Here is a 17,691-nt window from a genome sequence, read left to right as displayed (position 1 = left end):
CAATAGGCATGCTCAACTACCTCATCCGTCGGGTCGCCTGGCTGATCGGTTCGCTTTTCGTCGCGGGCTCGGCGGTGTTCTTCCTGCTCCGGGTCCTACCGGGTGACCCGGCCGTCACGCTGCTGGCGGTCGGGTCCTCCCCGGACCAGATCGACGCGATCCGGCACCAGCTCGGCACCGACCGGCCTGTGCTGGCGCAGTACGGCCACTGGTTGGGCGACCTGGTGACCGGGAACCTCGGGGACAGCCTGTTCACCCGGATGCCGGTGCTCGATCAGATCGCCGGCCGGCTCCCGGTCACCGTACCGCTGGCGCTGAGCGCGTTCGTGCTGTCGATCATCGTGGCCGTACCGATCGGGGTGTTCGCGGCGGTACGGCGGCGGGGCCTGCTCGGGGTGGCGGTGTCGACGCTGGCGCAGTTGGGGATCGCGCTGCCCATCTTCTGGGTCGGGATCGTGGTGGTCTGGCTGGTCGCGGTGCAGTGGCGGGCGCTGCCGCCGGGCGGGTTTCCCCGCACCGGCTGGCAGGACCCGCAAGCCGCGGTCCAGTCGCTGGTCCTGCCGGTGGCGACGCTGGCGATCGCGCAGGGGTCGGTGCTGGTGCGCTACGTACGCTCGGCGACGCTCGACGTGCTGAGCCAGGAGTACGTGCGCACCGCCCGCTCCCTCGGCTACAGCCTGCCGCAGGCGCTGTGGCGGCACGGACCACGCAACGGTGCCGCAACCGTGGTCCAGATCCTGGGCCTCCTGCTGGCCAGCTCACTGCTGGGCACCGTGGTCATCGAGAGCGTCTTCGCCCTGCCCGGCCTGGGCTCGCTGCTGTTGACCGGCGTGAAGGCCCGCGATCTGCCGATCGTGCAGGGCACGGTCTTTCTCATGACGGCGACCGTGCTGGTGATGGGGCTCGTCGTGGACGTCGTGCAGCGGCTGGTCGACCCGAGACTGAGAGCACGGGCATGAGCACACCTCTGGTCGAGACGATCGAAACGACCGATGCGCTCGACACCCCCGTCCGGCGCCGCCGAGGCTGGCGCTCGCCGTCGTTCGTGGTCGGCGCGGCGCTGCTGCTGGCGGTTCTCGCCCTGGCGCTGGTGTCGCTGGTCTGGTCCCCGTACGGGCTGGACCACACCGACCCGGCGGCCCGGCTGGCCGGCCCGTCCGCACGGCACTGGGCGGGCACCGATCGCCTGGGCCGCGACCAGTTCACCCAGCTGATGCTCGGCGCGCGTACCGCGGCGTGGATCGGGCTGGCCTCGGTCGCGGTGGCGTTCGTCATCGGCGTCCCGTTGGGCCTGCTCGCGGCGATCGCCGGCCGGTTCGTCGAGAACGCCGTCATCGGAGTGATCGACATCGTGATCGCCTTCCCGACCCTGCTGCTGGCGATGCTGCTGGTCACCGTGTACGGCGCGTCGACCGGAGTCGCGATCAGCGCGATCGGGATCGGCGTCTCCGCCGAGGTGGCCCGGTTGACCCGGATCTCGGCGAGCCGGGTGCTCACCCAGGACTACGTACTCGCGGCGCGTACCTGTGGCACCGGGCCACTGATGGTCCTGGTCCGGCACGTCCTGCCCAACATCTGGCACACCCTGCTGGTGCAGGCCGCCCTCGCCTTCGGCGTCGCGGTCATCGCCGAGGCGTCGCTGTCGTACCTGGGGCTCGGCACTCCGCCGCCCGCGCCGTCGTGGGGCCGCATGCTCCAGGAGGCGCAGTCGACGGTGAGCGTGGCCCCGTGGAACGTCCTGCTGCCCGGCCTCGCAGTCGCCGTCACGGTCGTCGGGGTCAACCTGCTCGGTGACGGCCTGCGGGAGGTCCTCGACCCGCAGCTACGGCAGGAAAGGCAGGCAGCGGACCGATGACCGTCCTGGAGACCACTGGGCTGACCATCACGCTCGACGGGCAGCCGCTCGTTCGCGACGTCTCGTTCGGCCTCGCCGCCCGCGACCGGGTCGGCCTCATCGGCGAATCCGGCTCAGGCAAGTCGCTGACCGCGCTGGCGCTGCTGGGACTGCTACCGCCGGGCATGCGCACGAGCGGCCGCATCCTCGTCGACGGCGAGGACCACCTCGGCGCGCCGGACCGGCGGTGGCGTCGGGTCCGCGGCCGCACCGTCAGCATCGTGTTCCAGGAGCCCCTGACCGCCCTGGACCCGCTGATGCCGGTCGGCCGCCAGATCGCTGGTCCGCTGCGGCTGCAGCAGGGCCTCAACCGCAGCGACGCCGAGCGCCGCGCGATCGAGTGGTGCGACCGGGTGCACCTGCCCGACCCGGCCCGGCTGGTACGGGCCCTGCCGCACGAACTCTCCGGCGGCCAACGGCAGCGGGTGGCCCTGGCGATGGCCCTCGCCTGCCGGCCCCGGGTGCTCATCGCCGACGAGCCGACGACGGCGCTGGACGTGACCGTGCAGGCGCAGATCCTCACCCTGCTCGACGAGCTGATCGAGGAGACCGGGGTGGGGCTGCTGTTCATCAGCCACGACCTGCCGGTCGTCGCCGGACTGGCCCGCCATCTCCTGGTCATGCGCACGGGCCGGTTGGTCGAATCCGGCCCGGTCGACGACGTGCTGCGCCGGCCCCGCTCCGGCTACGCCCGGCAGCTCGTCGCGAGCGCCGCCAGGGTGACCCGGCTGGCCCGCCCCAGCGTGCGCAGGGAGGACCGATGAGCGATCCGATTCTCACCGGGCATCAGCTCACCCGATGGTTCCCGGGCCGCACCCACCCGGCGCTCGACGGGGTGGACGTCACCGTGCGACCGGGGACCAGCCTCGGGATCGTCGGCGAGTCGGGCGCCGGGAAGTCGACCCTGCTGCGGCAGCTGCTCGGCGTGGACCGCCCCACCTCGGGCGAGATCCGCTTCGCCGGCCAGTCCCTCGACCGGGTTCGACACCGCGTGTTCCGTCGGCAGGTCCAGGTCGTCTTCCAGGACCCCCGGTCGTCGCTGAACCCCCGAATGTCGGTCGCGTCGATCGTCGCCGAGCCGCTGCGCTCGCTGCGCATCGGTACGGACCGGGCGGCCCGCGCCGAGCGCGTCGCCGAGGTGCTCACCGCGGTGGGGCTGCGCCCGGAAGACGGACGGCGCTACCCGCACGAGTTCTCCGGCGGCCAGCGCCAGCGCATCGCCATCGCGCGGGCGCTCGCACCGGCCCCGCGGATCCTGCTCGCCGACGAGCCCGTCAGCGCCCTCGACGTCTCGGTCCGGCTGCAGATCATCGACCTGCTCAAGGATCTCGTTGGCCGGCTCGGGCTCACGCTGGTGCTGGTCTCGCACGACCTGGCGATCGTCAGCCAGCTGTGCCAGGAGGTGCTGGTCATGCGCCACGGCCGCGTCGTCGAGCGCGGCCCGACCGCGGACGTGCTGACCGACCCCGCCGACGAGTACACCCGTGCCCTGCTGGCGGCCATCCCGCAACTGCCGCTCGACCTGCTGGAGGAACCGTGACCTTTGTCGATCAGTGGCGGACCTGGCACGCCGAACGTGAGGCGGCCGTTTCGGCGCCGGGTGGGGACCTCACGCTGACCGGCACTCACTGGCTGGTGGGGCGCACCCGGATCGACGGGATACCCGGCACCTGGTGGGCCGACGGAACCGACGTGCGGGTGTCCGGCGCCGAAGGCCTGCTCGTCGGCGGCGTACCGACCGCCGAGGGCCGGCTGCGCCCCGACCAGCGACTCATGGTGGGCGACGTCGAACTGAAGATCATCCGCCGCGGCGCCGACCTGGCGGTACGGACGTACGACCCGCACGCGCCGGCGGTGCACCGCTTCGCCGGCATCGACGCGTACGCCCCCGACCCCGCCTGGGTGGTGACCGCCGAGTTCACCCCGGCCGACGCCGGCCAGGCGGTGCGCACCGCGCACAGCCGCTCCGACCGGCTGGTGGACTACCCGGTCGTCGGCACGTTCACCTTCACCGTCGACGGCCGGCACGCCGAGCTGGTCGCGCTGTACACCGGCCACGAGGGTGAAGCGCACATCACGTTCCGGGACGCCACCAGCGGACGGGAGAGCTACGGCGCGGCCCGGTTTCTGTTTCTGCCCCTGCCGGCGACGGCGGGCCCGGTGACGCTGGACTTCAACCGCGTCACCCTGCCTCCGTGTGCGTTCTCCGAGGCATTCATCTGCCCGCTGCCGCCCTCGGGGAACGTGCTGCCGTTCGCCGTCCGGGCCGGCGAGAAGGCAGTCCTTGACCAGCCAGCCGGTCAGGTGCCAATCCCTTGCCGATGATCGGGAACCGGCACGCCCTGGACGATCGCGAGCGCGGGACCCTGCCGCGGTCGCTCCATGAGGAGGGAGTCGATCTGGGTCAATTCCTCAGTGCGACCGACGAACGCATGGTCGCCGGTCGGCAACTGGGCGGGAGCGGAGGCCATTCGGGGCATGGTCCGCCCTCCCTCATCGGGATTGCCGCCTCGTCCCCCTGCAGGATCCGGTCGTGCATTTCCCGCAGTTGGGGGCCCGGCTCCACGCCCAGTTCCTCTACCAGTAACCGGCGACCGTCGCGGAACACGGTGAGTGCATCGGCTGTACGTCCGCAGTACGTCAGCGCCACCATGAGGCAGGCGCGCAACTGTTCCCGGAACGGGTGTCGCTCAACCAGTATTTGCAGCTCGGGAATGACTGCGCGAGCGCGGCCCAGTCGCAGCTCCAAGCCGAGGCACTCCTCGGTCAAGGCCACCCGGCGCTCCTCGATCCGCTCCACCACGTGCGCGAGCCGGCCTTCAATATCGACCAGTGGCCGGCCCTGCCACATGGCCAGAGCATCGCGCAGCTGCGTCACTGCCTCGTCCAGCCGTCCCGCGCCAGCCAGTGTTCTCGCCTCGGCGGCACAGCGCTCCATCTGGTGAAGGTCGATGCTGTCAGCGCCGACCTGTAGTACGTATCCAGGCGGACTCGTGCCGATGAGCTCGCTACCGAGGCCGGCCGCCCGGAAATCGCGGCGCAGGCTGCAGACCCCGGCTGCAATCTGGTTCCGGGCCGTAGATGGCGCGTGCGGACCCCACACCGCGTCCACGATCCGTTCGACCGGGACGACCCGGCCTGGCTCCAGCAGCAGCGCCGCCAAGATTGCCCGCTGACGTGGACCGCCGAGACGTACCGCCCCATTGGGCAGTGCAGCAGTCACCGGCCCCAGCAGGCTGAACAGGACTCCTCTTTCAGCGGCTTCGTGCATACCAACCCCCGGTGACATCCACTAACCGCGCTCATCGGAAATGGCCGGGACCGGTCCTCCGGGTCCGTCAACGGTGAGACATCTCCGGGTGGCCACGGATCGCAGAGAACGCAGTTGTGCTCTTGTTCAGCGGTTACTCCTCGGACGACCCCTCGTGCTGAGTGACGTGCGGGGGTCGTTCCTCGTATCCGATCGTCCGGGTCCCGTTCCGGGACGGGCAACACCTTTCGGTCACGTCCGAAGGGTGCGCGGCACGACCCCAACGGGCTTCTCGGCTGTGATGAGGTCTCCCGATCTGGTACCGGCCACCGCACGCCGGCCAGGGGCCGATGCCGGCCTGACCGACGTCCGCAGCCGCGGCCCGCGGTGCCTGGTGAGGCAGTACGGACTGCCCCAAAGACCGCCGACTGCGCGTGTCGGTGAGGCCACCGCTGCGCCATGGTGACCGCGTCGACTGTCGCCGAGCGAGAAGAGCGGTCATGACCTGGCGAGAGACCTACTGGCACGACGCTGCCTCCGACCCCGCGTACTTCGCTGCCGTGGAGTTCGCCACCGTCCTGGATGGTGACTACGGCACGCGGATGTTCGGCCGATGGGTCGAGGAACGCTACCCGTACTCGCACGAGCTGGTCCGCGCCGTGGAGTACCTGCTGGTCACCAACGCCTACGCCGAGGACATCGCGGAGACGATGGAGATCCTCCACCGACGCCTGCCCCGCCCGTGGGACGATCCGGCGATGCTCACCGCCCTGGAGCGGACCGCCGCCCGGTTCCCGTACGTGCCCACGCAGGTACGCGACGACCACGACGCCATGGTGCTCGCCGACGCGCTCTCGACCGACGTCGACACGTTTCGGCTGTGGCGGGAGGAGATCCAGCAGGCCGCCGTCGCGCTGCTGCGCGACGGCGGGGTGATGGACGCCTTCCTCGACGACTGCGCGCTGCTCGCCGACGAGGCGAAGGAGCACCAGGCGGTGGAGGCCCTGGAGAAGGGCAAGGAGCGAGTCGACGACCCGCTCCACATCCCGAGCCACGACCAGGGCCAGCACGGCCACGAGGAGAGCGACGACACGGGGCACGTCCGCGGCGACGAGGGGACGGTCACCGTCGTCCGGAAGCCGGGTGTGTCGTTCAGCGAGCCCGCCGAGGTCGCGGCGAGGCGGTATCCCTGGTTGTCCTACCCCTTCCGGCTCGGGGTGGCCTTCACCCTGAACCCCGAGGCCAACTCCCACCTGCCCGAGACGTTCAGCTGGGACGAGGCGCAGGTCCACCTCGGCCGTTGGGGAGTCGACCTCGACGAACTCGTCGAGCGGATCGAGCAGGCCATGGGCAACCGCTTCGCGCGAATGTACCGGGACGAGCGGATGGTGGTCTCGGTCATCGGCGAGAGCGTGGACGTGACGGTGACCATCGACTCGGCGCTCAACGCCCACAACACCGGGATCATCGCCACCCTAGACAGCGACGGGGCGTACACGCACTACGTCCAGTTCAAGGACCTGGTGATGTTCTACGTCGACGAGAACGACATGTACACGCCGATCTACAACGTGCTGAAGACGTTCGGCGACCTGTGGGTCGGCGGCGACGCGGAGAGCTACGTGGTGCGGCACGGCAAGGGCCGCAAGGCGTACTTCACCGTCACCCCGGTCAAGGCGAGCCACCAGGCCAGCCTGGTCGCGGTGGTCCGGCGCTGCTCGGACGGCATGACGGTCAAGGTCCTGTCCTGACCCGACGCGACCGGCCGGCAACCGGGTGCGCCGGCCGGTCCGAGGGACGCGGGTGCGGCCGGCGTTGCCCGTAGGTGTAGGAAGGTCTGCACCCAGGTCTGTCCGCCCACCCGCTGCGCGACGCCGGCCCGGCCGGCTTCAATGCCCGGCATGGCCGCATTCGCCTCCCGCTCACTGCGCGCCGCGTCGGCGCTGGCCGTCATGGCAATCCTGGTGGCCAGCGCTCCGCCGGCCGGGCACGCCGCGTTCCTCGCGACACCGACCACGGGCGGCGGAGCGGAGTTCCGGATCAGCGTCGCGGACGCCGCCGCACCGGCCGCCGGCCCGCCCGACGGTGGCCTGACCGACCCGACGATCGGGTTGAGCCCCGGCGGGTCGGCGACGCTCACCCGCACAGTCACCACGGCCACCGTGCCGCCCCGCCCCGACGTGGTGCTGCTCGCCGACACCACCGGCAGCATGGGCGGGGCGCTGGAGGACGTCAAGACCAACGCCCGCCGGATCGTCGCGGACATCAGCGCCGTACAGCCGGACGCCCGGTTCGCCGTCGCCGAGTACCGCGACGGCGGCGACGAGTACGCCTTCCGGGTCAACCAGGACCTGACCGCCGACCCCACCGCCGTGCAGGAGGCGGTGAACACCTGGACCGCGGCCGGTGGCGGGGACATCCCGGAGGCGAACCTGCACGCGTTGTCCCGGGTCGCCACCGGCGCGGTCGCCCTCCGCACCGACAGCAGCCCGATCCTGGTGATCTTCGGTGACGCGCCGTCACACGATCCGAGCCTCGGCCACGACCTCGCCGGGACGGTCACCGCGCTCACCGCCCGGGGCATCCGGGTGGTGGCGGTCGACGTCACCGCGTCCCCGTTCTCCAGCCTCGACCAGACCGGGCAGTTCACCGAGATCACCGCTCGCACCGACGGGGTGTTGCTCAGGGCGGCCTCCGCCGGTGAGGTCTCCACCGCGATCCTTGCCGGCATCCGGGCGATCCCGGCCACCGTCGCCGCCCGCGTCTCCGACTGCGACCCGCAGCTCAGCGCCGACGTCACGCCCGGCGAGCGGACCGTCGACAGCGGCGGCAGCGTCGACGTCACGCTCACGGTCCGGGTCGACCCGAAGGCCCGCAACGGCGAGTACGCCTGCCGGTTCACGGTCACCGTGGACGGGATCGTCCACGGCACGGCGGAGCGGCTGGCGGTGACCGTGACCGGGGCCGCCCCCGACGTGCCGGTGCTGCACTCCGACACGACCCTGCTCGACCTCGGTGAGGCGTCCCTCGGGGTGGCCGCCCCGACCCGCCGGGTGCTCCTGAGCAACGCCGGGGACTACCCGCTCAGCGTCACCGCCACGCTCGGCCCGCAGCCGTACCCGGCGGCCTTCACGGTCAGCGGGAACGGGTGCGGCCCGGTGCTCGCCGTCGGCGGTTCCTGCGCGCTGGACGTCGCGGCGACCCCGCGCGTCATCGGGGCGGCCAGCACGGTGCTCACCCTGGCCAGTTCCACCGACACCGGGGGACGGGCGGCGCAGTCACTGACCCTGCGCGTCTTCGGCCGCAGCCCGATCCTGACGTTCAACCCGGGGGTCGGCCGGCCCGGTCAGGTGGTGACCGGCATCGGCCGGGACTTCCCGCCGGGCGCGACGGTCTCGCTGGCCTGGGCTGACGGCACCGGGGCGGTGACCGTGGCGGCGGACGCCTCCGGCCGGTTCGCCGTACCGATGGTGGTCTTCGCCGACGGGCCGGCCGGTCCCCGCACGGCGGTCGCGGCGGTGCCGACGGCCGGGACGGTGACCAGCGGGACGTTCCTCGTGCAGTCCCCGACAGCGCAGCCGGGCGTCTTCACCCGGCGTCGCTGACCCCCGGCGCGATCAGCCGACGAGCACCTGACCGGTGGCGACGACGGTGCCGTTCGGCGCGGGCGCGGGATCGTTGCAGGTGTTGACCTTGTCGCCGTGCCGGGCGACGGGCTTGCCGTTGACCAGCACCAGCGGGCTGCCGGCGAGGACGGTGCCCTGGTTGGTCGGCGGGACCTGGAACGGCCCGCCGGTGGGCACGTGCGGGGGCGCGTTCACCGCCCCGCTGCCCACCACGGCGGCCGGTTTCCCCTCGATCAGTACGTCGGTGCTGCACCCGGTGGTGATCGTGCCGGTGAAGGGCATCGGGGTCGGGGTCGGCACCGGCCCCACCGGCGAGGGGAGCATGACGATGTGCGTGTCGGTGCCGACCACCTTGTCGCCGAGCTTCGCCGCGGGTACGCCCACGTCGCCGCTCCTTCCTTACTTCCGGGACCGGGAACGGTCGGACGGTCAGATCAGACCCTCGCGGATGGCGTGCGCGACCGCCTGGGTCCGGTTGCGGACGCCGAGCTGGACGGTGATCTCGTGCACGATGTTCTTGATGCTGCGTTCCGAGTAGGACAGGTCCCGGGCGATCGTCGCGGTGTCCGCCCCGGCGGCGATCATCCGCAGCACGGCGAGCTGCCGTGGCGACAGGGGCAGGATGGTCAGACCCCGGGGGGCCAGCACCTGGCGCTGGGCGCGTCCCACCCGGGTCAGCAGGGAGCTGAGCAGGTCGGTGGGGAGCCGCGCCTCACCTCGGGCGGCGGCCCGCACCACCTCGCGGAGCAGCGGCGCGGTGCTCTCCGCGCGTCGTACCATGCTCAGCCCGCCTGCCTCGATGGCCTGGAGCCCCGCCGTGTCGTCGAGCTGTCCCACCACCAGCACCGGGCGGGGTGCCGGTCCGGGCGCGGCGGCCAGCGCGTCGAGCTGGGCCAGCAGCCAGTCGTCCACGGTGTCCCCGACGAGCACCAGCACGTCCGCCGTCGCGTCGTCCCCGGTCACCATCACGGGGCGGACCCCGGCCGGGTCCCCGCCGCCAAGATCGGCGCCGAGTTGGGCGATCACCCCGGCCTGGGAGATCGGGTCGCGGGCGCGGACCGCGGTGCGTACGGGAGTGACGTCGGTGGCCCCGCCGGACTTCGGCCGGGCGCTCATCGGGCGGCGCCGGGGCTGGCGGACGGGCTGGTCGCCGGCGCGACCGGCACCAGTTGGCCGGCGAAGTACGCCGCCGGGGTGCACGGTGTGTCGCCCGGGTTGGTGCACCGGACGGCCACCGTGACCGGCTGGTCGGCGGAGAACTTCAACGGCTGTACGAAGTGGTAGTCCAGGTCGCGGAAGTTGTTCAGGCCGGTCTCCAGCAGCACGGTGTCACCCCGCCGCACCTGGAGCACGCCCGCGTCGCCGTGCGGGTTCTGCAGCACGACGTCGGTCACCCAGAGCACCTTCCTCGCCGCCGGCCGGTACGTCGACAGGGCGAACTCGTTCGAGGTCGGGGAGGCGTTGGTGGCCACCCGGAAGTCGGCGGCGGTTTCCGGGTCGGCGTTCTCCAGTGTTCCGGCCGGACCGCCCCCCGGGCCGGCCGTCGGGCTCGCCGGCGCGCTCGGCTTCGGCGAGGCGGCCCCCCCGGTCACCGCCTGCTCGGCCTTCTCGGCGGTCTTCGCCGCCTCGCTGGCCTGCGTCCTGACCTCGGCGACCTCCTCGCTCAACTCCTGGTTGAGCTGTTGGGTCCGTACCTGCGCGGCCTCCTTCGCGGTGGACTGCACGGTGGGTTTGAGCACCGCGAACCAGAGCGCCGTCACCGCCACGACCACCGCGACGGCGACCAGCGCCACCCGGGGCGACCAGGCGGGCAGCACCGCCCGTTGCACCAGCAGCCCGTCGCAGGTGATCGGCTCGGTCTCGGGCCGGGTGACGGCCACCTGGAAGGGCAGGCTGCGGTCGGGGCCGAGCAGGAACCGCTTCTTCGGGCGTACCCGCAGCTTGACGAAGGTGGCGGTGCCCGGACGCAGCACCGGCGCGGCGGGCCGGGCCCGGAAGCCGAGCAGCAGGTCCGGGTCGGTGGGCAGCACCTCGACGGTGGTCTCGGTGTTGCCGGTGTTGTCCACGACGAGCTGGTGGGCCCCGGTCCGACGGGCCCGGGAGGTCCGGGGCACCAGCTCGGCGGCGAGCTCCACGAAGGGCAGGACGGTGACCCGGCCCTCCTCGACCACCGAGCCGTCCGGGTCCTCCCGGCCCCGGACCCGTACCCCGAAGTCGAGGTCGCCGGCCGGAACAGTGGCGGAGCGGGGCGGCCGGAAGGTGACCCGGGCCTCCTCCTCGGTGCCGGGCAGCAGGTTCATCGTCGGTGGCTCGACCTGGGCCCAGGAGCCGGCGTCGCCGACCACGTCGAGGGTGAAGTGGTCGACGACGGAGGCGGTGTTGCGCACCCGTACGGTGCAGCCGACCTCGTCGCCGGGCGCGACGGTCAGCTCGGTCTCGGCAAGTCCCACAGCGGCGCTCATGCCGCGCAGTCTCGCCGCGCGGCGGGCGCCGGCAGTACCGCGATCGAGGTACACCAACGGGCAGCCGTGGCTACCTGATCGGGCAACCCGCTGGCCCGGCCCGTGTCGGGTGCCCGGTGCGGACCGGGCCCACCCTGATCCGCTCGACGCTCAGCCGGGTTCGCTGATCCGTCCGGGGCGGCGGGCGGCGCGGGCCCCGGGGGTGTCGTCGTGCCGTCCGGCGCTGACGCTCACCTCGCGCGGTGCCGGCGCCAGGTCGGTCGTCGCCTCCGGCACGTACGGGACGAGCAGTTGCAGGTGCAGGCCGGTGCGGGCGGCGCCGCCGTGCGGCAGCCACGCCGACCCGGCGTCCCCCTCGCGGCGGGGGGCGCTGCGCACCACCACGGACTGGTTCGCCCGCGCCAGTGCCCCGACGAGGAAACGGACGGGCAGCGCGGTGCAACCCGCGCAGCCGACCAGCAGGTCGCCGAGGAGACGGTGTTCCCGCTCGGTGTCCGGTCCCCAGGCGGTGAGCAGGTAGCTGAACCGGTAGCGCCGCCCCGGCGGGCGGCGCCCGGTCACCTGGCCGGTGGCGTCGCGCAGGTCGTCCCAGCTGGCGGAGACGCCACTGGAGTCCTCCTCCACGTCGAGCAGGAAGGCCGAGACCCGCTCGCCGTCCAGCTGCGCGCAGCGGTCCGGCGGGTCGAAGACCACGGGCACCCCCGGCGGCAGGTAGCTGCCCAGCCAGGCCCGGACCGACAGGTCGACATCCCAGATCACCCACCCACCCTGCCGGTCGGCGGGGCGGCCCCGCGCTCGGCGGCCGGGCAGGCCGATGGGGCGGATCCGTTGCCCTTCGGGGCAGTGCGGCCTACCCCCGTGGCGGTCCGGCGGGCAACGGATCCGGCCCGGCGCCGTTGGCATGCTCGCCGCAACACACCGTCGTACAGGAGGTTCGATGCCGACGTATCTGTCGCCGGGCGTCTACGTGGAGGAGGTGTCCTCCGGGTCGAGGCCGATCGAGGCGGTCGGGACCGCCGTCGCCGCGTTCGTCGGCTTCGCCGAGAGGGGGCCGGTCAACGAGCCCACCCTGATCACCAACTGGTCGCAGTACACCCGCACCTTCGGCGGCTTCGTTGCCGGGGCGTTCCTGCCCCTGTCGGTCTACGGATACTTCCTCAACGGCGGCGGTTCCGCGTACGTCGTCCGGGTGGGTGGCTCCGACGGCGACACCGGGGCGGCGGGCGGCGACGGGGCGTACGCCACCGCGGCGGTGCCGGCCGGCGGGGACAACGGGAAGCTCTCCTTCACCGTTCGCGCCGCCCTGCCCGGCCCGGCCGGGCAGGACCTCTCGGTCGAGGTCACCGACGCCTCCGACGGCGGCGACGACACCTTCAAGCTCGTGGTGAAGCGGGCCGGCAAGCCGGTCGAGACGCTGGACAACCTGACCACCCGCCGGGGTGCCGGCAACGTGGTCACCGTCGTCCGCCAGCAGTCGAAGCTGATCCAGATCGAGGAGGCCAAGGGCACGACGCTCGCCCCGCCTCGACGCGGTGCCGAGGTCGCCCTCGCCGCTGCGGCACTGCCGGACACCACCACCGTCGACGGCGACCTGCGGGTGCGCGCCGAGGACTACGTCGGGGACGTCAGCGACCGGACCGGCTTCGCCGGCCTGGAGGCGATCGAGGACGTCACCATGCTCAGCGTGCCGGATCTGGCCGCCGCCCACCAGCGCGGGGTCATCGACGACGAGGCGTTCAGGGCCGTCCAGCTCGCGATGATCGCGCACTGCGAGCTGATGGGCGACCGGGTGGCCATCCTCGACCCGCCGCCCGGGCTGCACCCGCAGCGCCTCAAGGAGTGGCGGCAGGACGTCGCCGGCTACGACTCCAAGTACGCGACCCTCTACTGGCCCTGGATCAAGGTCATGGACCCGGCGCAGGGGCGGGCGGTGTTCATGCCGCCGAGCGGCCACGTCGCCGGTGTGTGGGCCCGCAACGACGACACCCGGGGCGTGCACAAGGCACCGGCCAACGAGATCATCCGGGGCGCGCTCGGCCTGGAGAGCGGCCTGACCAAGGGCGAGCACGACCAGCTCAACCCGATCGGGGTCAACTGCATCCGGTCCTTCCCCGGCCAGGGCATCCGGATCTGGGGCGCCCGTACGCTCTCCAGCGACGCCGAGTGGCGCTACCTCAACGTCCGGCGGCTGTTCAACTGGATCGAGAAGTCCATCCTGCTCGGCACCAACTGGGTGGTCTTCGAGCCCAACGATCCCCGGCTCTGGGACGCGGTGCGCCGGGTCATCACGATGTTCCTCCGCCGGGTGTGGCGCAGCGGCGCCCTGATGGGCGACACCTGGTCCGAGGCGTTCTTCGTCAAGTGCGACGCGGAGAACAACCCGCCGGAGAACCTCGACGCCGGGATCCTCACCGTCGACATCGGCATCGCACCGGTCAAGCCGGCCGAGTTCGTGGTGTTCCGCCTCTCCCAGCTCTCGCACGGCGCGGGCGACGACTGACCCCGAGCGACGACGTAACCAGGAAGGACGACCATGGCAGGTCAGGGTACCCAGGACCCGCGCCAGAACACCGAGATCATCAGTGCCGCCGTGTTCCGGCTGGAGGTGCCGGGCATGAACGCGGTCAACTTCGCCGAGCTGGTCGGCATCAGCAGCGAGGTGGAGAACGCCGAGTACATGGCCGCCGGTCCCACCGGGCCGATCTTCTCCCGGCACTTCGGCCGGACCAAGCCGCCGACGGTGACCCTCAAGCGGGGACTCGACCTCAACGGTGACCTCTGGCTCTGGCACCAGAAGGTGCGCAACCTGATGTACGACGCGTACCGGGACTGCGCACTGAAGCTCTACGGGCCCGGTGACGACCTCAACGGCGACGCCCGGCTGACCTACATGATGACCAACGCCTGGCCGGCGAAGGTGGAGGTCAGCGGGGTCAAGGCCGGCTCGACCGACATCGTCTACCAGACGGTCACGCTGATGTGCGACGACCTGTTCGACTTCAATGCGCGGATCTGACCTCGCCGAGCCCGCCGCCGGACCGGCGGCGGGCCTGCGGACCGAGTTCCCGTTCGTGCTGCCCCGTGGGCTGGTCGACGACCGGGGCGCGGTGCACCGGCAGGGCGTCCTGCGGCTCGCCACGGCCCGCGACGAGATCCATCCCCAGGGCGATCCCCGGGTACGGCAGAACCCGGCGTACCTCACCGTGTTGCTGCTGGCCCGGACGGTGACCCGGATCGGTGCGGTGCAGCCGGTCGACACCACGGTGATCGAGCGGCTCTTCGCCTCCGACCTGGCCTTCCTGCAGGACCTCTACCGGCGGGTCAACCAGCAGGGGCACACCGCCGCGGAGGTCACCTGCCCGCACTGCGGGGACGAGTTCGCGGTGGACCTGGCCGGCGCCTTGCCGGCGGGAGCCTGACCCAGCCGTCCCGACCACGAACCGGCCCTGATCTGACTGAGGAGGTGGGGGATGGCCTGGTCCCTCCGGCCCCGCCGGTTGTTCCAGCCGGCCGCCGAGGCGTCCGTCCCGGCGTCGGTGCCGCCCGCCGGGGGACGGTCGTCGCTGGCGGCCGCCCCGCCGGCGCGGGTGCCCGGGCCGCTGACTGCGTCGGCGTACCCCGCTCGGGAGTGGGCCGGAGCCGCCGCGCCGCTGCTGACCGTGGCACCCGTCCCGGCCATGGTCACGCTCACCCCGCCCCCGGTGGTGGCGGGTGTCCCGTCGTCCGGGCCGGCCTTCTCCGCCGGCGCCACCGCCGTCCTCCGGTCCGCCGGGCCCGTCGTCGCACCGCTGCTGACCGAGTCCACCGACCGCCGGGTGGACGCGTCCCGCACGCTGGTGCCGGTCGTCCCGGCAGCCACCCACGGGACCGGAAACGACGACCTGGACCCCGGCACCGGCCTGGGGCACCAGCTGGACCCGGCCAGCGGCTCGAAGCCCGACCTGGGCCCGGCCACCGGGCCGGCGCGCGACGGTGGCCCGGCCGGGCGGGACGAGGCGGCAACCCGGACCGCCGCCCGGTTCGCCGCTGCCGGACTGCCGATCGCGCCCGTCTGGCCACCCCCCGGTTTCGAGGACGTCCACCTCGCGGCGGAGGCCACCCGGGCGGCGGAGGCGGCCCGCACGGCCGGCACGCCGGGGGCCGTGCGACAGCGGGGCGAGACCGCACCGCGTGCCACCGATCCGCCGCCCGACAGCGAACAGTTCGGTGCCGGCTCGGCACCGGCGGACGGCCGGGTGGTCCGCCCGGTCGAGGTGGTCTCCCGTGCCCGGTCCGCCCGGCGCACACCGCCCCGTCCGGCTCGGGCGGGGGAGGACACGTCGGTCACCCCCACGCCGGAGGTAAGGCCGGTGGGCGCGGCGAGCGCCCCGGTGGACCGCCCGGCAGCAGTACCCGCGACGAACACCGCCCCGCACCCGGCTGACGACCCGCCGCCCGTGTCGCCGACCGACCCGCCCGCGCACCGCTCCGACGACCCGACCGGACTGTCCGCACACAGCCCCGCCGCCTCGGCCAGCCCGGCCCCGCACCGCCGCGACGAGCCGGTCGGGCCGGCCACGCACCGCCCCGACCGGCCGACCGCACCGGTCACGCGGCGGGTGGAGCGAAGCGGGTCGACCGCCGGACCGGACGACCCGTCGGGAGGTGGCCCGGTCGCCGCGACGCGGGGTGGGGCCGCCGTACGTCCGGCGGGTGACCAAGCTGCGCTGTCGCCGGCCCGGTTCCTGACCCGGCGTACGGACACCTCGTCAGTCGGCACCGGGGAAAGGCCGGCGCCGGTGCCACCCGTCACGACCGGGGTGCCGGCATCGGTCGTCCGCACGGAACTCCCGGCCCAACCACCCGGTCCACCGCCGGTCGGCGGTGCGGTGTCGGTCACCGGCCCTGATCCGGCGACCCCTGAGCAGGACCGCGGCGACGCACCGCTGGTCAGCCGTCCGGTGCCCACCAGCGGCGCGGTGCCCGGCGACGCGGGGGAGCCGATCGCCGGTGCCCCACAGCTTCCGGCCCCACCCGGCGTCGCGGGGTACGCCGATCCGCGTCCCACCGGGACGGAGCCGACGTCGGGCGTGTCCACCCCGGGCACGTCCACCCCGCCCCCGTGGCGCCCGGCGTCCCCGACCGGGCCCGCCATCGGTACGCCGGTGGTCGCGGACCCGTGGCCGGTGCCGGCACCCGGCACCGGACCGGCACCGGCCACGGACGACCGGATCGCGTCCGGAACAGCCGTGCCGTCCACTGCGGGCGGTCCGTTCCGTCGGTCGTCTCCGGTGGCCGGGATCGACGGGGCGCCAGCGACGCCGGAACGCAGATCGCGAAACGACCTGACCGGTGGTGCTCCGCCGGACAACGAGCCGCCCGCCCGGCCGGGGCACCCACCGGCCGTGCCGCTGGGGTACCCGGACCCGCCGTCCCGGGTGCTCCCGGCCGCACCGGCTGAGGGGCCTACCGGCGAGCCGGTGCCCGCCGTACTGGTGGACGGGTTCCGCCGCCGATACGGCGTCGACGTCTCGGACGTGCCGGTCCGGCGCGGCCCCGAGGCCACCGCCGAGGTACGGCAGGCCGGTGCCCGTGCCGCCACCCGCGACGGCGAGGTCCTGTTGCCGGCGGACGCCGGCCCGCTCGACGCGCCGCCCGCCCGGGCCCTGCTCGCCCACGAGCTGGCCCACGTCGTGCAGCAGCGCGTGCTCGGCGGGACGGCCCCGGCGGAGTCGACGGCCGCCGGACGTGACCTGGAGGCACGTGCCCTGGCCGCCGAGTACGCCTTCGGCGACGGATCCACGCCGAACGGAGTGGGCCCGCTGGCCCCGACGGTGCCGCTGGTGGCCGTCCCCGCCGGACCGGCCTCGACGTCCGCCGGGGGCACCTGGGGGGCGACGCCTGACGGCGGGCTGACCTGGCGGGCCGGTCCCGTCGGCCCGGCCCCGACGGGTCACCCGGTCCAACGGGCACCCGTGGGGGGTTCGGCCGACGCCCTGGCCGACCTGCGCGACCTGGTGCGGGCCGAGGTGAACCGGCAGGAAGGGGCCGAGCAGGCCGGGTCGCCCGAGCCCATGCCGGAGACGACCCTGGCGGCGCTACGGGCCGAGGTGGCCGCCGCGACCGCCCCGCCCGCGTTCGACCGCAGTGCCGGCCGCCTCGCCGAGGTCCGCGACGCGGTGGAGCGACTCCGTGAGGAGCTGCGTACCGCGACGGAGCGGGAGGAGGCCGCCACGGCTCGCCTCGACCGGGACACCACGTTCCTGCGGTCCTGGCTCGGTGACCGGCTGCCGGGGCGGACGGTGGACCTGGACAACGCGGACGACCTGGAGGAACTGGCCGGACGCCTCTACGGACGGCTGCGCGGCCGGCTCCGACAGGAACTGCTGGTCGACCGGGAACGCGGCGGACGACTGGCCCGGTTTCCCTGACCCGACGACGCCCGACCGTGGAACACCCGACACAGGAACACCCGGACCG

16 protein-coding genes are annotated in these 17,691 nt (G+C 73.4%); 11 read left to right on the top strand and 5 right to left on the bottom strand.

What is annotated here, in order from left to right; all coding sequences use genetic code 11:
• The first annotated feature begins 8 nt into the window (after nucleotides 1–8).
• Genes ACGF5G_RS16905 through ACGF5G_RS16885 form a run of 5 tightly spaced genes read left to right on the top strand, consistent with a single transcriptional unit; the run spans nucleotide 9 to nucleotide 4,219 of the window.
• Entirely contained in the window at nucleotides 9–959 is a 951-nt protein-coding gene (locus ACGF5G_RS16905) for an ABC transporter permease (RefSeq protein ID WP_393263599.1), read from the top strand.
• Entirely contained in the window at nucleotides 956–1,855 is a 900-nt protein-coding gene (locus tag ACGF5G_RS16900; protein WP_393263597.1) for an ABC transporter permease, read from the top strand. The genes ACGF5G_RS16905 and ACGF5G_RS16900 overlap by 4 nt, the downstream gene beginning before the upstream one ends.
• Nucleotides 1,852–2,658 carry an ATP-binding cassette domain-containing protein gene (locus tag ACGF5G_RS16895; RefSeq protein WP_393263595.1) on the top strand — a complete coding sequence of 269 codons (807 nt, stop codon included), beginning with the start codon at nucleotides 1,852–1,854 and terminating at the stop codon, nucleotides 2,656–2,658. Before ACGF5G_RS16900 ends, ACGF5G_RS16895 begins: the two co-directional genes overlap by 4 nt.
• Nucleotides 2,655–3,434 (top strand): ATP-binding cassette domain-containing protein, encoded by a 780-nt coding sequence (locus tag ACGF5G_RS16890; RefSeq protein WP_393263594.1) that lies wholly within the window; start codon nucleotides 2,655–2,657, stop codon nucleotides 3,432–3,434. The genes ACGF5G_RS16895 and ACGF5G_RS16890 overlap by 4 nt, the downstream gene beginning before the upstream one ends.
• Nucleotides 3,431–4,219 (top strand): DUF1684 domain-containing protein, encoded by a 789-nt coding sequence (locus ACGF5G_RS16885; RefSeq protein ID WP_393263592.1) that lies wholly within the window; start codon nucleotides 3,431–3,433, stop codon nucleotides 4,217–4,219. Before ACGF5G_RS16890 ends, ACGF5G_RS16885 begins: the two co-directional genes overlap by 4 nt.
• A 79-nt stretch (nucleotides 4,220–4,298) precedes the next feature.
• Here the strand turns inward: ACGF5G_RS16885 and ACGF5G_RS16880 are convergent, their stop codons facing one another.
• Nucleotides 4,299–5,117: a BTAD domain-containing putative transcriptional regulator gene (locus ACGF5G_RS16880; RefSeq protein WP_393263590.1), complete on the bottom strand. Its 819-nt coding sequence runs from the start codon at nucleotides 5,115–5,117 to the stop codon at nucleotides 4,299–4,301.
• A gap of 527 nt (nucleotides 5,118–5,644) precedes the next feature.
• Between ACGF5G_RS16880 and ACGF5G_RS16875 the strand changes: the two genes are divergently transcribed.
• Nucleotides 5,645–6,895 (top strand): hypothetical protein, encoded by a 1,251-nt coding sequence (locus tag ACGF5G_RS16875; RefSeq protein ID WP_393263588.1) that lies wholly within the window; start codon nucleotides 5,645–5,647, stop codon nucleotides 6,893–6,895.
• 150 nt (nucleotides 6,896–7,045) lie between these two features.
• Nucleotides 7,046–8,749 carry a choice-of-anchor D domain-containing protein gene (locus ACGF5G_RS16870; protein WP_393263587.1) on the top strand — a complete coding sequence of 568 codons (1,704 nt, stop codon included), beginning with the start codon at nucleotides 7,046–7,048 and terminating at the stop codon, nucleotides 8,747–8,749.
• A gap of 12 nt (nucleotides 8,750–8,761) precedes the next feature.
• Here ACGF5G_RS16870 and ACGF5G_RS16865 read toward each other — a convergent pair whose 3' ends face one another.
• From ACGF5G_RS16865 to ACGF5G_RS16850, 4 genes are all read right to left on the bottom strand, one after another.
• The gene (locus ACGF5G_RS16865) at nucleotides 8,762–9,154 is read right to left on the bottom strand and encodes a PAAR domain-containing protein (RefSeq protein WP_393263585.1); all 393 of its coding nucleotides are present in this window, start codon (nucleotides 9,152–9,154) and stop codon (nucleotides 8,762–8,764) included.
• A 45-nt stretch (nucleotides 9,155–9,199) separates the two neighbouring features.
• Nucleotides 9,200–9,886, bottom strand: a complete 687-nt coding sequence (locus tag ACGF5G_RS16860; RefSeq protein WP_393263583.1) for a LuxR C-terminal-related transcriptional regulator — start codon at nucleotides 9,884–9,886, stop codon at nucleotides 9,200–9,202.
• Nucleotides 9,883–11,232 carry a hypothetical protein gene (locus ACGF5G_RS16855; RefSeq protein WP_393263582.1) on the bottom strand — a complete coding sequence of 450 codons (1,350 nt, stop codon included), beginning with the start codon at nucleotides 11,230–11,232 and terminating at the stop codon, nucleotides 9,883–9,885. The genes ACGF5G_RS16860 and ACGF5G_RS16855 overlap by 4 nt, the downstream gene beginning before the upstream one ends.
• Before the next feature lie 150 nt (nucleotides 11,233–11,382).
• A complete protein-coding gene (locus ACGF5G_RS16850) occupies nucleotides 11,383–11,991 on the bottom strand; it encodes a Pvc16 family protein (protein WP_393263580.1) in 609 nt (202 codons plus the stop codon).
• Nucleotides 11,992–12,169: 178 nt separating this feature from the next.
• On the opposite strand from ACGF5G_RS16850, the gene ACGF5G_RS16845 reads away from it, so the two are divergent.
• Genes ACGF5G_RS16845 through ACGF5G_RS16830 form a run of 4 tightly spaced genes read left to right on the top strand, consistent with a single transcriptional unit; the run spans nucleotide 12,170 to nucleotide 17,642 of the window.
• A complete protein-coding gene (locus ACGF5G_RS16845) occupies nucleotides 12,170–13,732 on the top strand; it encodes a phage tail sheath family protein (RefSeq protein ID WP_393263578.1) in 1,563 nt (520 codons plus the stop codon).
• A 33-nt stretch (nucleotides 13,733–13,765) separates the two neighbouring features.
• A complete protein-coding gene (locus tag ACGF5G_RS16840; RefSeq protein WP_393263576.1) occupies nucleotides 13,766–14,248 on the top strand; it encodes a phage tail protein in 483 nt (160 codons plus the stop codon).
• Complete coding sequence (locus tag ACGF5G_RS16835) at nucleotides 14,235–14,651, top strand: hypothetical protein (RefSeq protein WP_393263574.1); 417 nt, start codon at nucleotides 14,235–14,237, stop codon at nucleotides 14,649–14,651. The genes ACGF5G_RS16840 and ACGF5G_RS16835 overlap by 14 nt, the downstream gene beginning before the upstream one ends.
• Nucleotides 14,652–14,702: 51 nt before the next feature.
• Nucleotides 14,703–17,642, top strand: coding sequence for a DUF4157 domain-containing protein (locus ACGF5G_RS16830; RefSeq protein WP_393263572.1), 2,940 nt, complete (start codon nucleotides 14,703–14,705; stop codon nucleotides 17,640–17,642).
• The last annotated feature ends 49 nt before the right edge of the window (nucleotides 17,643–17,691 follow it).

The sequence above is a fragment of the Micromonospora sp. NPDC047730 genome, from assembly GCF_043204765.1.
Classification (GTDB): Bacteria; Actinomycetota; Actinomycetes; order Mycobacteriales; family Micromonosporaceae; genus Micromonospora.
The sequence above is the reverse complement of the archived record's forward strand: the minus strand, read 5'-3'. Positions and strand labels throughout refer to the sequence as shown.

What these genes read in the sequence shown, in the direction of transcription:
- ACGF5G_RS16905 (WP_393263599.1), top strand. Translation starts at nt 9, where the DNA reads ATGCTCAACTACCTCATCCGTCGGGTCGCCTGGCTGATCGGTTCGCTT.
- ACGF5G_RS16900 (WP_393263597.1), top strand. Translation starts at nt 956, where the DNA reads ATGAGCACACCTCTGGTCGAGACGATCGAAACGACCGATGCGCTCGAC.
- ACGF5G_RS16895 (WP_393263595.1), top strand. Translation starts at nt 1,852, where the DNA reads ATGACCGTCCTGGAGACCACTGGGCTGACCATCACGCTCGACGGGCAG.
- ACGF5G_RS16890 (WP_393263594.1), top strand. Translation starts at nt 2,655, where the DNA reads ATGAGCGATCCGATTCTCACCGGGCATCAGCTCACCCGATGGTTCCCG.
- ACGF5G_RS16875 (WP_393263588.1), top strand. Translation starts at nt 5,645, where the DNA reads ATGACCTGGCGAGAGACCTACTGGCACGACGCTGCCTCCGACCCCGCG.
- ACGF5G_RS16870 (WP_393263587.1), top strand. Translation starts at nt 7,046, where the DNA reads ATGGCCGCATTCGCCTCCCGCTCACTGCGCGCCGCGTCGGCGCTGGCC.
- ACGF5G_RS16860 (WP_393263583.1), bottom strand. Translation starts at nt 9,886, where the DNA reads ATGAGCGCCCGGCCGAAGTCCGGCGGGGCCACCGACGTCACTCCCGTA.
- ACGF5G_RS16855 (WP_393263582.1), bottom strand. Translation starts at nt 11,232, where the DNA reads ATGAGCGCCGCTGTGGGACTTGCCGAGACCGAGCTGACCGTCGCGCCC.
- ACGF5G_RS16845 (WP_393263578.1), top strand. Translation starts at nt 12,170, where the DNA reads ATGCCGACGTATCTGTCGCCGGGCGTCTACGTGGAGGAGGTGTCCTCC.
- ACGF5G_RS16840 (WP_393263576.1), top strand. Translation starts at nt 13,766, where the DNA reads ATGGCAGGTCAGGGTACCCAGGACCCGCGCCAGAACACCGAGATCATC.
- ACGF5G_RS16835 (WP_393263574.1), top strand. Translation starts at nt 14,235, where the DNA reads ATGCGCGGATCTGACCTCGCCGAGCCCGCCGCCGGACCGGCGGCGGGC.
- ACGF5G_RS16830 (WP_393263572.1), top strand. Translation starts at nt 14,703, where the DNA reads ATGGCCTGGTCCCTCCGGCCCCGCCGGTTGTTCCAGCCGGCCGCCGAG.